Below are 14,496 nucleotides of genomic sequence, written 5' to 3' on the forward strand. Positions count from 1 at the left end.
GCCCGCGTCGATCAAGGACTTTTGCGTCGATCAAGGGCAGATGGTCGTGGATTGGAGATCAAAGCACGGCCGTTTGCCCTTGATCGGCGGGCAGGGCCTTGATCGGCGGGCAGGGCCTTGATCGGCGGGCGAGGCGTTGATCGGCGGGGAGGGGGCCGATCGGCGGGGTCTCGGCGCGGGGCAGGGCGAGTGGGGGTGTGGGGGACTAGCCTCGGCGTAATGACGTACGGGTTTGAGACGCTCGCCATCCACGCCGGCCAGGAGCCTGAGGCGCGGACCGGTGCCGTCATTCCGCCGATCTTCCAGACCAGCACCTTCGCGCAGGACGCCGTCGGGGCGCCGCGGGAGGGGTATGAGTACGCCCGTTCGGGCAACCCCACCCGGGACGCCCTGCAGGAGTGCCTCGCCGCCCTCGAAGGGGGCGCCGCGGGCTGGCGTTCGCGTCAGGGCTGGCCGCCGAGGACACCGTCGTGCGTACGGTGTGCCGGCCGGGCGACCACGTAGTGATCCCCGACGACGCGTACGGCGGGACGTACCGGCTGTTCGCCAAGGTCGCCGAGCGCTGGGGGCTGAGTTGGACGGCGGCGCGGATCTCGGACGTCGACGCTGTCCGCCAGGCGGTCACCGACCAGACGAAGATCATCTGGGTGGAGACGCCGACCAACCCGCTGCTCAACATCGCCGACATCGCGGGGCTGGCCGGGCTGGCCCGGGAGAAGCGGGCGCTGCTCGTCGTCGACAACACGTTCGCGTCGCCGTACCTGCAGCAGCCGCTCGCCCTGGGCGCCGACGTGGTCGTCCACTCCACCACCAAGTACGTCGGTGGCCACTCGGACGTGATCGGCGGGGCGCTCGTCGTCGCCGACCCGGGCCTCGGTGACGAGCTCAAGTTCCACCAGAACGCCATGGGCGCCATCGCCGGCCCGTTCGACGCCTGGCTGACCATGCGCGGGGTGCGCACCCTCGGCGTACGCATGGACCGGCACTGCGACAACGCCGAGCGGATCGCGGCGTACCTGCACAGCCACCCGAAGGTGCGCCGGGTCTACTACCCGGGCCTGCCCGAACACCCCGGCCACGAGACCGCGGCGAAGCAGATGCGCCGGTTCGGCGGGATGGTGTCGTTCGCCGCCGCGGGCGGGGAGCAGCACGCCGTGGAGATCTGCAACCGGGCGAAGCTCTTCACGCTCGCCGAGTCGCTCGGCGGGGTGGAATCCCTGATCGAGCACCCCGGTCAGATGACACACGCGAGCGCCGCCGGCTCGCCGCTTGAAGTTCCCTCGGATCTCGTGCGACTGTCTGTCGGCATCGAGACGGCCGACGACCTACTCGCGGATCTGGAGCAGGCTCTCGGCTGATCCGAAATAGACGCAGGAGGGGCCGTGCAGGAGACGTGGGTCGGCGCGACCGCCAAGCAGATCGCCCGCGCCGTACGCCGCGGCGACACGTCCGCGACGCAGGTCGTGGCCGACCACCTCGATCACATCGCGGCCGCTGATCCCGTGCTGTCCGCGTTCCGCGTGGTGCGCGGGGGCGAGGCGATCGTCGAGGCGGAAAAGGTCGACGAGGAAGAGGACCTGGCCAACCTGCCGCTGGCCGGCGTGCCGGTCGCGGTCAAGGAGAACACCGCGCTCGCCGGCGTACCGACGTGGAACGGCTCGGCAGCGGCCCGCGGCCCGGTCGCCGAGGAGGACCACGAGGTCGTACGCCGGCTGCGCGGTGCGGGCGCGGTCGTCGTCGGCGTGACGCGCATGCCCGAGCTGGGGCTGTGGGCGACGACGGACGACGAGACCGCCGCGACCCGCAACCCGTGGCGCACCGACCGCACGCCGGGCGGGTCGTCGGGCGGCGCGGCGGCGGCGGTCGCGTCCGGCATGGTGCCGTTCGCGCACGGCAACGACGGGCTCGGCTCGATCCGCATCCCGGCCGCCTGCTGCGGCCTGGTCGGGATCAAGCCGGGCCGGGGCGTGGTGCCGTGCCAGCTCGGCGCCGACGACTGGTACGGCCTCACCGAGCAGGGCATCCTCGCCACCACCGTCGCCGACGCCGCCGTCGGGTTGGCGGTGCTCGCCGGTCGCCGCCCGGAAAAGCTGGTCGAGCCCCAGCGCCTCAAGGTCGCGGTGTCACTGCGGTCCCCCGTACTCGGAACGCGGTTGGACAAGCCCAACCGCGACGCTGTCGCAGCGGCGTCGCGGCTGCTGGTGGCCGCGGGCCATGACGCCGTGGCCGCGGACCCGGTCTATCCGACGTCGCTGGGGCTGCGCGGCCTGGCCACGTGGTTCGCGGCCGCGTGCCGCGACGCCGAGGCCGCCGGCCTCGACCGGGCCACGCTGCAGCCGCGCAGCCGCCGGCACGTCGCGCTCGGCGCGTGGGCACTACGCCGCGGGTACGTCCGGGAGGCCGACCGCACGGCGTGGCGCGAGCGGTCGATCGGCTTCTTCAGCGACCACGGCGTCGACCTGATGCTCACGCCCGCGCTGGCGAGCGTGCCGCCGCGCGCGGACGGCTGGTCGCGCCGGTCCTGGCGGGCGAACATGATCGCCAATATCCGGTACGCCCCGTACGCCGCGCCGTGGAACATCGCCGGCCTGCCCGCCCTGGTCGTGCCGGTGGGGCTGCGCCCGGACGGGCTGCCGGTGTGCGTGCAGCTGGTCGGCCCGCCCGGGTCGGAGCTGCTGCAGCTCGCGGTCGCGGGGCAGTTCGAGATGGCGGCACCGTGGCGGCGACACGCTCCGACCTGGCCCCGTGCGGGTGCGACGATCGACCAGTGAGTGACCTGCTAAGTCTCGCCGACGTCCAGGCGGCCCGGGAGCTGCTCGGCGACGTCGTGCGCACCACCCCGCTGGAGCCGTCGCGCCCGCTGTCCGCGGCGCTCGGCGGCCCAGCGTGGCTCAAGTGCGAAAACCTCCAGCGCGCCGGCTCCTACAAGGTCCGCGGCGCCTACGTGCGCATCGCCCGGCTCTCGCCCGAGGAGCGCGCCCGCGGCGTGGTCGCCGCCAGCGCCGGCAACCACGCCCAGGGGGTGGCGCTCGCCGCCGGCCTGCTCGGCGCCGCGTCGACCGTGTTCATGCCGGTGGGCGCGCCCATCCCGAAGGTGTCGGCCACCAAGGGGTACGGCGCCCACATCGAGTTCGCCGGGAACACAGTGGACGACTCGCTGGTCGCGGCGAAGGAGTTCGCGGAGCGGACCGGTGCGGTGCTGATCCACCCGTTCGACCACCCGGACGTGATAGCGGGGCAGGGCACCGTCGCGTTGGAGATCCTGGAGCAGTGCCCGGACGTGCGGACGATCGTCGCCGGGCTGGGCGGCGGCGGGCTGCTGTCCGGGATCGCGGTCGCCGCGAAGGCGATCCGGCCCGACGTACGCGTGATCGGGGTGCAGGCGACGGGCGCCGCGGCCTATCCGCCGTCGCTGGCGGCCGGCTCGCCGGTCCGGCTGCCGGAGCTGAGCACGATCGCGGACGGGATCGCCGTCGGCTGCCCGGGCGACATCACGTTCGCGCACGTCAGCAAGCTGGTCGACGACGTCGTGACGGTCACCGACGAAGACATCTCGCGGGCGCTGCTGATGCTGCTGGAGCGGTGCAAGCTGGTGGTCGAGCCGGCCGGGGCGGTGGGCGTGGCGGCGCTGATGTCCGGCGCGGTACGGGTCGAGCCGCCGGTCGTCGCGGTGCTGTCCGGCGGAAACATCGACCCGCTCCTGCTGCTTCGGGTGATCGAGCACGGGCTCACGGCAGCCGGTCGCTACCTGCGCTTCACCGTGCGCTGCCCGGACCGGCCGGGCCAGCTCGCGCTGCTGCTGGCGCAGATCGCCGAGCACCGCGTGAACGTCATCGACGTCCTGCACACCCGGCAGAACCCGCGCCTGCGGCTGGGCGAGGTCGAGGTGGCGCTGTCCATCGAGACGCGCGGCCCGGAGCACTCCGACAAACTCGTCGAGGCGCTACGGGCCAGCGGTTACCCCGTGCGTTTCCCTTAAGGCGCCCTAGCCGCCGTACGGCTCGAAGCCCACCACCGTGACCTTGATGTCGGCGCCGCTCGGCGCGGTGTAGGTGACCGTCTGCCCGGTGCCGGCGCCGAGAATTGCCTGGCCGAGGGCGGATTCGGGGCTGTAGACGGTCAGGTCTGTGGTGGCGGCGATCTCGCGCGACCCGAGCAGGAACGTCTCGGTGTCGTCCGTGTCGTCGTCAAAGTGGATCGTGACGACGGTGCCGGGCGCGACCTTGTCGGCGTTGGGCGCCTCGCCCACCTGCGCGGTGCGCAGCAACTCCTGGAGTTGCCGGATCCGCATTTCGGCCTTTCCCTGCTCTTCGCGGGCGGCGTGATAGCCGCCATTCTCGCGCAGGTCGCCCTCTTCACGCCGCGCGTTGATTTCGGCGGCCATCGCCGGACGGGCCGCGATCAGCTCGTTGAGCTCGGCCTGCAGGCGGTCGTACGCGTCCTGAGACAGCCAGGTGGCGGGCGCCTCGCGGTCGGTGCTGGACACAGACGATCTCCTCCGTGGGGCTAATGGGCGAACAAGGTAGAACTACCAACTTACCAGCGGACGACACCACGGAAATTAACCGAGTTTTGCGGGACTGAACCGGATCAGCCTTTTCGGTCTAAGCGGCCCGACAACGGAGCACTTCGCCACTCACCGGGCGGGCGCTTGTGGCCAGCGTTTGCGTCCGTACCGGCCGGGTCTCGCCGGGTGCCGCCGACACCCGGACCTCCTGCTTGCCGACCTCCGCACCGTCCCGGGACCGGGCCCGCAGGACGCAGATGGCCTCCTCGCCGGCCGGGACGTTCACCCGGAACTCGATGACGACCTGGGCGTCGGTGATGTCGGTGTAGGTGAGCACCTGCGCGTCGTACGTCGGGTCGCCGTACTGGCTGTAGAGGCGCGCGGCCAGCGCGCCGCCGGCGGCCAGGGCCCCGACGACGAGCAGCGCCAACACCCATGGGCGGCGGCGGTGCGGGGCCCGCCGGCGGCCGTAGCGGCCGGGCGGGAACACCGGCGCGCCGGGCGTGGTTGTGGCGTGCGTCTCGGTCACCGGGCGCGGTCTCCTACGGTTGTTGTCGTAGCCATCGGCCAGAATGGCTTAGTCCGTTCGGTAACCATCTTCGCAGCCGGCGCGATTTCGAGGTCCGGCAGGTGGCGGGGGAGATTTTTACGTGGCAGAGCAGCTTCGTCTGATGGCGGTCCACGCCCATCCCGATGACGAGTCCAGCAAGGGCGCGGCGACCATGGCCAAATACGCGGCCGACGGCGTCCAGGTCTTGGTCGCGACGTGTACGGGTGGGGAGCGCGGCAGCGTGCTCAACCCGAAGATGGACCGCCCGGACGTCTGGGACAACATCGCGGAGATCCGCAAGGCGGAGATGGCCGCGGCCCGGGCGATCCTGGGCGTCGACCAGGCGTGGTTGGGGTATGTCGACTCCGGGCTACCCGAGGGCGACCCGCTGCCGCCGCTGCCGGATGGCTGCTTCGCGCTCCAGGACGTGCAGGCCGCCGCCGGCCCGCTGGTGCGGCTGATCCGGGAGTTCCGGCCGCACGTCGTGCTGACGTACGACGAGAACGGCGGCTACCCGCACCCCGACCACATCATGTGCCACAAGATCAGCGTGGTGGCGTTCGACGGGGCCGCCGACGCCGAGCAGTACCCCGGGCTGGGCGAACCGTGGCAGCCGCTCAAGCTCTACTACCAGCACTCGTTCACCCGGGCGAAGTTCCGGGCTCTGCACGAGGGCATGGTCGCCGCCGGCCTCGAATCGCCGTACGAGGAGATGCTCAACAGCTGGACCGACGAGGGCACCGACATGGGGCACCGGATCACGACGCGGGTCGAGTGCGCGGACTATTTCGCGGTGCGCGACGACGCTTTGCGGGCGCACGCCACGCAGGTCGACCCGGACGGGCCGTGGTTTCGGGCGCCGCTGGACGTGCAGCGGAAGGTCTGGCCGACCGAGGACTTCGAGCTCGCCAGGTCGCTGGTCGACGGCTCGCTTCCGGAGACCGACCTCTTCGCGGGCGTGCGGGAGGCCGGGCGTACGGTGTAGTTATGTTCACGGCTGCACAGGTGCTCGCGGAGAACAACTTCGGCGACACCCGCTCCGGTGGCCTGGCCGGGCCGATGGGGCTCTTCATCATCGTGCTGCTGGGGATCGCGACGGTCTTGCTCATCCGCAACATGAACACTCGCCTCCGGCGGCTCCCCGGCAAGTTTCCGGGGCAAGATCCAGAGGGCTCGACTCCTGAGTCCCGGGAAACTGTCCAAGATCCGACAGATCGCGGGGACCACGCCTGACCGTGTTGTTAGGCGTAGAGCGCTCCCAGTGTCCGGATCGGCCGCCTTTGTTGGCGGGTGTTGCCAGTTCATGGCGAAACCGACCCGGCACCCCCTGTTGCGGCTAACCGGTTTGGCTTAGCCTCGCCGGGGGGCCATTGTCCCCAAGGGCCGCGGGCTGAAGGGGGCGCAGATGCATACTCGCTGCGGTTTCTCCCTTTTGCTCCGGTCGAGCTTGTCCCCCCGGTCCGCCGTGATCTTCCGGCCGGCGGCGGTTGGAGGATACCCGTGACGGGCCCGCGTGGGTTCGGCGCCACTCCGGGCCGGGTCCGCGTGCTTACCCTCGTCGTACTCCTGGCGGCGCTCTCGGCCGCGGTCGTCGGCCTGTTCCAGCCGGCCGCCGTGCCCGCCGACGATCAGCTGTCGCCGCTGGCCCGGCTCGGCATCGCCACCGGCGTGCTCGCCGTGGCCCAGCTGGCCCGGCTGCGCTTCCGGGTGGCGGCGGGCACGGTCAGCGTCTCCTGGGGCGAGGCCGCGTTGATCATCGGGCTCTACCTGGCGCCTGCCGCGTGGCTCCCGGCCGCGACCTTCGCCGGCGCCCTGGCGGCCTGGGTCCTGCTGTCGGTCTTCTCCGACCGGCGTACGTCGTTGGAGATAGTCCACATCGCCGGCTCGCTCACCGCCGCCGTGGCGGTCGCGGTCAGCGTCACCACGATGGTCGGTGACCCGTTCGAGGCCCGGCTCACCCCGATCCTGGCCGGCGCGCTGGCGCTCGGCTCCCTGACGTACCTCCTGGTGACCGGATGGCTCGCGGCGCTGACGCTGTCGCTGCGACAGGGCCGCCCGCTGGGCCCGCTTTTCCTGCGCGCCCTGCGCGGCAAGCTGCTGATGTTCGTGGGCAACGTGTTCGTGGGGCTGGTCGTCGTCACGATGATCGACCGGGATCTGCGCTGGCTGCTGCTCCTGCCCCCGGTGCTCTGGCTGCTCCAGCAGACGTACGGCCACCGGCTCCGCGCCGACGAGGAGCGGCGCCTGTGGGAGCGGTTCGCGGGGGCCACCAAGGAGCTCAATCGGCTTGACGAGCGCGCGGTGGCGGCGGCGGGGGTCAGCGGGGCGCTGGCCCTTTTCGGTGCCGAGCGTGTCGAGGTCGACGTGCAGCGCCCCGACGGGATCCGCCGGCGTTACCACCGCGACTCGGTAGGGCCGCTCGCCGAGACCGACCTCAGCGAGCCCCCGGCGCGCGCCGAGTCGGACGGCGGCGAGCAGGCCGGGGTCCGCTCGCTGGCGGTCGCCGGGGTGCTGGTCGGCGAGCTGCGGGTGCGGTTCCCGCGGTCGGTCGAGCCGGGCACCCGCGACCAGATGGCGCTCTCCGCCTTCGCCGACGCGCTGGCGTCCGCCCTGCACGACGCCGCGACGCACCGCCAGCTCCAGATCCTGACGGACCGCTCGACGTACGAGGCGGTCCACGACCCGCTGACCAAGCTGGTCAACCGCACCGCGCTGCTCTTCAAGGGTGACGCCGCGCTGCGCCGGGTGGAGCGCGAGACGCCGGTCGCCCTGCTGCTGCTCGACATCGACCACTTCAAGGAGGTCAACGACACCCTCGGCCACGCCGCCGGCGACGAGCTGTTGCAGGCGACGGCGGCCCGGCTGGGTGCGCTGACCGAAGACGGCGAGCTGTTGGCGCGGCTCGACGGCGACGAGTTCGCGCTGCTGGTGACCGAGCTGGGAGACGGTGGCGACCGGTCGTCGCCGATGCCGGTGGCGCTGCGCCGGGCCCGCGAGATCATCGAGCGGCTGGCGACCCCGACCGAGGTGGCCGGCGTACTGATGTCGGTCGAGGCGTCGATCGGCGTGGTCGTCGCGCCGGCCGGCTCCGCCGACATGGCCGAGCTGGTACGCCGCGCCGAAAACGCCATGTACCAGGCGAAGGAGGGCGGCGGCAACCTCGCCTGGTACGACAGCGCCAAGGACGAGGCCAGCACCGACCGGCTCGCCCTGATCGCCGAGCTGCACGAGGCGCTCGACACCGACGACCAGCTCGTCCTCGCGCTCCAGCCCGCCGTCGACCTGAGCACCGGCGCGCCGACCGGCGTCGAGGCGCTGATCCGCTGGCGCCACCCCCGGCGCGGCACGCTCACCCCGGGCGACTTCGTCCGCGCGGTCGAGGGCAGCGACCTGCTGGCGCGCTTCACCCGGTACGTGGTCGACCAGGCGCTGTTTGTGGCCTCCGAGTGGGCCAACCAGGGCCTGGACGTGCCGATCTCGGTCAACCTCTCGGCCCGCAGTTTGCTTGATCCCCACTTGCCGGCCGACATCGCCGAGCTGCTGCGCCGGCACCGCGTACCTGCCCGGCGGCTGGTCTTGGAGATCACCGAGACCGTGGTGCTCAGCGAGCTCGAGGTGATCGACGAGGTGCTCGCCGCGCTCCGCGACCTGGGCGTACAGCTGTCCGTCGACGACTTCGGCACCGGGTTCTCCTCGTTCACGTTCCTGACCCGGGTCACGGTCGACGAGGTCAAGATCGACCGGTCCTTCGTCCGTACGATGGCCGACTCGCACGCGGCGGCGGCGATCGTGCACACCACCGTGGCGCTTGGACACCAGCTCGGCCTGCGCGTGGTGGCCGAGGGCGTGGAGACGGCGGACCAGCGGGCCGCCCTCGCGGCGCTCGGATGCAGCGCCGCCCAGGGCTACCACTTCTTCAAGCCCATGCCCGCCGACAAGATCGCGGCGGTGCTGCGGTCCCTGCTCGACTCGGCCCAGGCCCAGATCTACCCCTCCGCGCCGACGGCGCCTCCTAACCCGGCGCACCTCCGACCTCTCCCGCCTCCTGCGCGCATCGATCAAGGACTTCCGCGTCGATCAAGGGCGAATGGTCGTGCTTTGATCTCCTATCCACGACCGTATGCCCTTGATCGACGGAAAAGTCCTTGATCGACGCGCGGCGGCGAGGCGGGCGCGGGGCGAGGCGTCAGCGGGGGCGAGGCGTTAGCGGGGGCGAGGCGTTAGCGGGCTCGGGCGGGGGGTTAGGGCGACGGGGAGGAGAGCGGCGATGCGGCGGGCCGCGAAGCTGGTGCCGCCGAGGAGCAACGCCGGGAGCCAGGGCACCACGGCTACCAGGGAGACCGCCCCGATGGCGGCCGGCCACGGGACGCCGAGCGAGGTCAGGCCCACCGCCAGCGCCGCGTTGTGCGGGTCGGCGCCGCCGATCCGGGGCAGGATGCTGGCGAGCTGGCTCGCCGCGAAGACGGTGACCAGGCCCAGCAGGGTCACGTCGCTGCCCACGCCGATCACCGAGCCGAGGATCAGCCCGGCGACACCCGCCTGGTACGTCAGGGAGATGCCCAGGCCGAGGGCGAGGACCCGAGGGCTGGGCAGCGGGCGCCGGTTGAACAGGTCGGGGCGCCAGCGGCGTACGAGCAGCACGGCGACGGCGGCGCCGAGAGCGACCGCCCCGAACGCGAGGAGCACGTGCCAGGGGAGCGTCACGCCGGCGAGCACAACGCCCAGCGCGATCCCGCCGACGCCGATCACCCGGTCGAGGGCCACCTCGGCGACGGCGAGCCCGCGACCCAGGCCGGTCTGGTGCAGGCGGTGCACCCGCCACAGGTCGGCGCTGGCGTGCACCGGGGAGGCCAGGCCGAGCAGCTCGCTCTCGGCGTACGCGCGCATGTGCCACCAGCGGCTCTGCCCGCCCATCGACAGCGCGTGCCAGCGCAGCGGGCACAGCACGTACTTGCCGACCGTCCAGGGCAGCAGCCCGAGCAGCACCGGCAGCGGCGACGCCTCCGGGATGGTGGAGATGCTCCACACCGATACCACCACGCTCGCCGCGAGCACGATGAAACCCAGCCAGGGGTTGGTGACAGCGGCCCGGAGCCTCTTCATGAAATGAGGCTCACATGCGAAGTTGACGGCAGAATGACTACTCAGCGACTCGAACGCGGCACAACCAGTCCAGATTCGTACGCGGTCACCACCGCCTGGGTGCGGTCGCGCAGCCCGAGCTTGCCGAGCACCCGGCTCACGTGGGTCTTGACGGTCTCCTCGCTCACCACGAGGCGTTCGGCGATCTCGGTGTTGGACAGCCCTTCGGCGATGAGGCGCAGCACGTCGGTCTCGCGTGGGGTCAGCACCCGCAGGTGGGTCGCCTGCCGAGGGCGGGGGCGCAGCCGGGCGAACTCGTCGATGAGCCGCCGGGTGACGGTCGGGGCCAGGAGCGCCTCGCCCGCGGCCACCACGCGTACGGCGTCGAACAGGCGCTCGGCGGTCACCTCCTTGAGCAGGAAGCCGCTGGCCCCTGCGCTCAGCGCGTCGTACACGTGCTCGTCGAGGTCGAAGGTGGTGAGCATGAGGATCCGGGCCGAGCCGGTGGCGACGATCCGGCGGGTGGCCTCGATGCCGTCCATCACCGGCATGCGTACGTCCATGAGCACGACGTCGGGGTCGTGCCGGCCACAGAGGCGTACCGCCTCGGCACCGTCGGCGGCGCTTCCCACGACGGTGAAGTCCGGCTGCGTGTCGAGCAGCGCGGCGAACCCGGCACGCACGACCTCCTGGTCGTCCACCACGACGATGCTGATCGCGCTCATGACGAGACCACCGGCAGCACCGCCGACACGAGGAACCCGCTGGCCGGCGCCGGCCCGGTCCACAGCGTGCCGCCCACCATCGCCGCCCGCTCGCGCATGCCGAGCAGGCCGTGCCCGCTCGCCGCCGCGGTGGTCGGCGGGCCCGGGCCGTTGTCGCGGATGCGCAGGTGCAGGGCGTCGTCGGTGTAGTCCAGTTCGACGTCCACGGCGGCGCCGCGCGCGTGCCGCCGGGCGTTGGTCAGCGCCTCCTGCACGATCCTGTACGCGGTGAGCTCGATGCCCGGGTCCAGCGGCACGACGTGGCCGTGCACGATGAGCCGGGTGCTCGCCCCGGCGGACGCCCGCGCCTCGTCGATCAGCTCGTTGAGCTGCTGGAGACCCGGCTGCGGCCGGCGGTCGGGGACGGTGCCGGCGTCCTCGCGGAGCACGCCCAGCAGCCGGCGCATCTCGGTCAGGGCGGTACGCGCGGTGTCCCCGATGGCGCTCAACCGCTGGGCGCCCTCGGTGGGCATGCCGGGCGTGGTGAGCCGGGCGGTCTCCGCCTGCACCGCGATCATCGAGATGTGGTGCGCGACGACGTCGTGCAGCTCGCGGGCGATCCGGGCTCGTTCGCCGCGGGCCGCGTGCTCCAGCAGCGAGTCCTCCATGACGCGCCGGCGCGCGTCGCGGTCGCGCAGGTCGCCGTGGATCCGCCGGGCGTGGCCGAGGCCGAGCGCGCCCGCCGTCGCGCCGAGCAGGATCACGGAGAACCCGCTGGCCACCACGACGGCGTACCCGATGAAAGGGAGGACGACCAGCAGCGAGACCCGGCGGGTGTGCCGCAGGCCCAGCACGTACAGGACGGCCAACTGGGCGATCGCGCCGCCGTACGTCAATGGGAGGCTGCTGACCAGCGTGAGGAACGTCGCGGTGGTGGCCAGCGCGGCGGCGGCCAGCGCGCTGGCCCGCACGAGGGCGAGCGGCATCGTCGCGCCCAGGCCGCAAAGGAGGGCGAACGACAGCTGCACGGTGTCGTCCGGGCCCTGCGCCCCGCGGGCGGCCACCTCCATCATGGAGATCAGGCCGAGGATCGCCGCGGCGACCAGCGGCCAGTCGGGTGCGCGGTTGACCCGCCGACCCGCCGCCATCGCGCGGTCGACGACAGTACGGCTCACGTACGTCATTGTCCGAAGGCCACCGTGGGTCAGCGTCCCCCGTGTGGGGGATCTGGTGCCGGCAAAGACGGCGCCGCAGCGGGACGCCCCGGCATCGACCGCCTTCCTAACCTCACCAGCATGGCAGCAACCATCGAAGCTCGTGGGCTGAGAAAGCACTACGGGCGCACCGTCGCCGTGGACGATTTGTCGTTCACCGCGAAGCCCGGCGAGGTGACCGGCTTCGTCGGCCCGAACGGCGCCGGCAAGTCGACCACGATGCGCATGATTCTCGGGCTGGATGCCCCCGACGCGGGCAGCGCCCTCGTCGGCGGCCAGCCGTACCGGACGCTGCGTAACCCGCTGTGCGAGGTCGGCGCGCTGCTGGACGCGTCGGCGATCCACCCGGGCCGCCGCGCCCGCGACCATCTGCTGTGGATGGCGCACTACAACGGCCTGTCCAAGGGTCGGGTGGACGAGGTGATCGACCAGGTCGGGCTCGCCTCGGCGGCGCGCCGGCGGGCGGGCGGCTATTCGCTGGGCATGCGGCAGCGGCTCGGCATCGCCGCCGCCCTGCTCGGCGACCCGCCGGTGCTGATGTTCGACGAGCCGGTGAACGGGCTCGACCCGGAGGGCATCAAGTGGATCCGTGGGTTCCTGAGGTCGCTGGCGGCGCAGGGGCGCACGGTATTCGTCTCCAGCCACCTCATGGGCGAGCTGGAGGGCACCGCCGATCACCTCATCGTGGTGGGCCGTGGCCGGCTCATCGCCGACACCACCGTCCGCGACCTGCTCGCCAGCGCGTCCAGCGACCAGATCGTCCTGCGTACGTCCAAGCGGTCGGAGGCGATGACCGTGCTCGCCAACGCGGGGCGACGGTCGCGGCGACCGACCTGGAGACGGTCACCGTGCGCGGCCTGTCGGCGGAGCGCATCGCCGCGCTGCTCAGCGGTGGCGGCCTGACGTTCTCCGAGCTGGCCCAGCACCGGGCCTCGCTGGAGGAGGCGTACATGGAGCTGACCCGGGACGCGGTCGAGTTCAACACGCCGACGGTGGGGGAGGCGTGATGGCCAGGGACGGCTTCGGCCAGGTACTGCGTGGCGAGTGGACCAAGCTGGTGTCGGTGCGCAGCACGGTGTGGTGCCTGTTCCTGACGGCGGCGCTGACGATCCTGCTCTCCCTGCTCGGCGCGCAGGGCAGCAGCACGGACGCCGGCTCGAACCCCGGTCCGGCCTATGACGACCGGTTCCAGTTCATGCACCAGCCGCTCGCCGGCGACGGCACGATCACCGCCCGGGTGGTGAGCCAGGAGAACACCGGGCCCTGGGCGCGCGCCGGCATCATGATCAAGGAGAGTACCGAGCCGAACACGCCGTACGCGGCGATGATGGTCACCCCCGACCACGGCGTGCGGTTCCAGGCGAACTTCACGACCGACACGGCCGGGAGCGACAAGGGGACACCGATCTGGCTGCGCCTCACCCGATCGGGAACGTCGATCACCGGGTACGAGTCGGCCAACGGCAATGCCTGGGAGCAGGTCGGCACGATCGACCTCCCGGCGCTGCCACAGACCGCCGCGGTGGGCATGTTCTCGGCATCGCCCTCCACCGACGTGTACATCGTGGAACGCGCCGGCCAGACCTCGGTCACCGATGCCTTCGATCCCAGCACCGCCACGTTCGACAGCGTGACCCTGACACCGGCCGGCACGGGGCAGCCGGGAGCGTGGCAGAGCGAGAGCGTGGGCGGACCGCTGCAGTACATGGACGGCACCGAGGTCAGGGGCGAAGCCGGCGAGTCGGGCGGGACCTTCACCGTCACCGGGTTCGGCGACATCCGGCAGATCCCGCCGTCCGAGATGGGCGACGACGACATCGTCCGGAACGGGCTCGGCGGCGTCTACCTCGGCATGATCGCCGCGATCGTGCTGGGCGTCCTGTTCGTCACCACCGAGTTCAAGACCGGCGTCATCCGTACGACGTTCGCCGCGAGCCCGCGCCGCGGTCGCGTGCTCCTCGCGAAGGCGGTGGTGCTCGGCGTCCTGACGTTCGTCGGCGGGCTTGTGGCGACCTTGGTAACGCTCTACGCCGTTCGCCCGATCCAGCGCGACCACGGCTTCAAGGCGCCCGCGTACCCGGATCCGTCGCTGACCGACTGGCCGGTGCTGCGCGCGGTCCTCGGCACGGCCGCGTTCCTTGCCGTGATCGCGCTCTTCGGCCTCGGTGTCGGCGCGATCCTGCGCCGGGCGGCGAGCGCGATTGTCCTGGTCATCGCGCTCGCCGTGGTGCCGGGGATCGCCACGGGGTTCCTGCCGTTGGAGGCGGAGAAGTGGGTGCAGCGGCTCACCCCGCTCGCCGGACTGGCCATGCAGCAGACCCGGGAGCGGTGGGACAACTGGGTCAATCCGTGGGCCGGGTTCGGGGTGACGTGCGCGTACGCGGCCGTGGCGCTGGGCGTGGCGTACTGGCTGATCCGCAAGCGCGACACCGCGTGAGG

10 protein-coding genes and 3 pseudogenes are annotated in these 14,496 nt (G+C 72.1%); 8 read left to right on the top strand and 5 right to left on the bottom strand.

Annotated elements, in window-relative coordinates:
* The first annotated feature begins 219 nt into the window (after nt 1-219).
* The 3 genes and pseudogenes from Prum_RS23835 (at nt 220) to ilvA (ending at nt 3,979) form a co-directional block, all read left to right on the top strand.
* Nucleotides 220-1,358 (top strand): annotated as a pseudogene (locus Prum_RS23835) (cystathionine gamma-synthase).
* A 24-nt stretch (nt 1,359-1,382) separates the two neighbouring features.
* A complete protein-coding gene (locus Prum_RS23840) occupies nt 1,383-2,771 on the top strand; it encodes an amidase (RefSeq protein WP_371871257.1) in 1,389 nt (462 codons plus the stop codon).
* A complete protein-coding gene (ilvA, locus tag Prum_RS23845; RefSeq protein WP_173078511.1) occupies nt 2,768-3,979 on the top strand; it encodes a threonine ammonia-lyase in 1,212 nt (403 codons plus the stop codon). The genes Prum_RS23840 and ilvA overlap by 4 nt, the downstream gene beginning before the upstream one ends.
* A gap of 6 nt (nt 3,980-3,985) precedes the next feature.
* Here ilvA and greA read toward each other — a convergent pair whose 3' ends face one another.
* Both greA and Prum_RS23855 read right to left on the bottom strand, forming a co-directional pair.
* Nucleotides 3,986-4,486 (bottom strand): transcription elongation factor GreA, encoded by a 501-nt coding sequence (greA, locus tag Prum_RS23850; protein WP_173078512.1) that lies wholly within the window; start codon nt 4,484-4,486, stop codon nt 3,986-3,988.
* 118 nt (nt 4,487-4,604) lie between these two features.
* Complete coding sequence (locus Prum_RS23855) at nt 4,605-5,036, bottom strand: DUF4307 domain-containing protein (RefSeq protein ID WP_173078513.1); 432 nt, start codon at nt 5,034-5,036, stop codon at nt 4,605-4,607.
* Nucleotides 5,037-5,157: 121 nt separating this feature from the next.
* Here Prum_RS23855 and mca point away from each other — a divergent pair, with 121 nt between their 5' ends.
* The 3 genes and pseudogenes from mca to Prum_RS23870 all read left to right on the top strand — a co-directional run bounded on the left by mca (nt 5,158) and on the right by Prum_RS23870 (nt 9,073).
* Nucleotides 5,158-6,042 (top strand): mycothiol conjugate amidase Mca, encoded by an 885-nt coding sequence (gene mca / locus Prum_RS23860; protein ID WP_173078514.1) that lies wholly within the window; start codon nt 5,158-5,160, stop codon nt 6,040-6,042.
* 2 nt (nt 6,043-6,044) lie between these two features.
* Complete coding sequence (locus Prum_RS23865) at nt 6,045-6,290, top strand: hypothetical protein (protein ID WP_173072762.1); 246 nt, start codon at nt 6,045-6,047, stop codon at nt 6,288-6,290.
* A 267-nt stretch (nt 6,291-6,557) separates the two neighbouring features.
* Nucleotides 6,558-9,073, top strand: a pseudogene (locus Prum_RS23870) (putative bifunctional diguanylate cyclase/phosphodiesterase).
* A gap of 187 nt (nt 9,074-9,260) precedes the next feature.
* Here the strand turns inward: Prum_RS23870 and Prum_RS23875 are convergent.
* From Prum_RS23875 to Prum_RS23885, 3 genes are read right to left on the bottom strand one after another with little or no spacing between them, the layout of a single operon-like run.
* Nucleotides 9,261-10,160, bottom strand: a complete 900-nt coding sequence (locus tag Prum_RS23875; protein WP_173078515.1) for a lysylphosphatidylglycerol synthase transmembrane domain-containing protein — start codon at nt 10,158-10,160, stop codon at nt 9,261-9,263.
* Nucleotides 10,161-10,201: 41 nt separating this feature from the next.
* Nucleotides 10,202-10,864, bottom strand: coding sequence for a response regulator (locus Prum_RS23880; RefSeq protein WP_173078516.1), 663 nt, complete (start codon nt 10,862-10,864; stop codon nt 10,202-10,204).
* Nucleotides 10,861-12,018 carry a sensor histidine kinase gene (locus Prum_RS23885; RefSeq protein ID WP_246278051.1) on the bottom strand — a complete coding sequence of 386 codons (1,158 nt, stop codon included), beginning with the start codon at nt 12,016-12,018 and terminating at the stop codon, nt 10,861-10,863. The genes Prum_RS23880 and Prum_RS23885 overlap by 4 nt, the downstream gene beginning before the upstream one ends.
* 120 nt (nt 12,019-12,138) lie before the next feature.
* Between Prum_RS23885 and Prum_RS23890 the strand changes: the two are divergent.
* Together Prum_RS23890 and Prum_RS23895 are read left to right on the top strand one after the other, a co-directional pair.
* Nucleotides 12,139-13,064: pseudogene (locus Prum_RS23890) on the top strand (ABC transporter ATP-binding protein).
* Complete coding sequence (locus Prum_RS23895) at nt 13,064-14,494, top strand: ABC transporter permease subunit (RefSeq protein WP_173078517.1); 1,431 nt, start codon at nt 13,064-13,066, stop codon at nt 14,492-14,494. The pseudogene Prum_RS23890 and the gene Prum_RS23895 overlap by 1 nt, the downstream one beginning before the upstream one ends.
* Nucleotides 14,495-14,496: the final 2 nt, after the last annotated feature.

This window comes from Phytohabitans rumicis (assembly GCF_011764445.1).
Classification (GTDB): domain Bacteria; phylum Actinomycetota; class Actinomycetes; order Mycobacteriales; family Micromonosporaceae; genus Phytohabitans; species Phytohabitans rumicis.

Coding starts and splice junctions, on each gene's coding strand:
- Prum_RS23865 (WP_173072762.1), top strand. CDS start 6,045: ATGTTCACGGCTGCACAGGTGCTCGCGGAGAACAACTTCGGCGACACC.
- Prum_RS23875 (WP_173078515.1), bottom strand. CDS start 10,160: ATGAAGAGGCTCCGGGCCGCTGTCACCAACCCCTGGCTGGGTTTCATC.
- Prum_RS23880 (WP_173078516.1), bottom strand. CDS start 10,864: ATGAGCGCGATCAGCATCGTCGTGGTGGACGACCAGGAGGTCGTGCGT.
- Prum_RS23895 (WP_173078517.1), top strand. CDS start 13,064: ATGGCCAGGGACGGCTTCGGCCAGGTACTGCGTGGCGAGTGGACCAAG.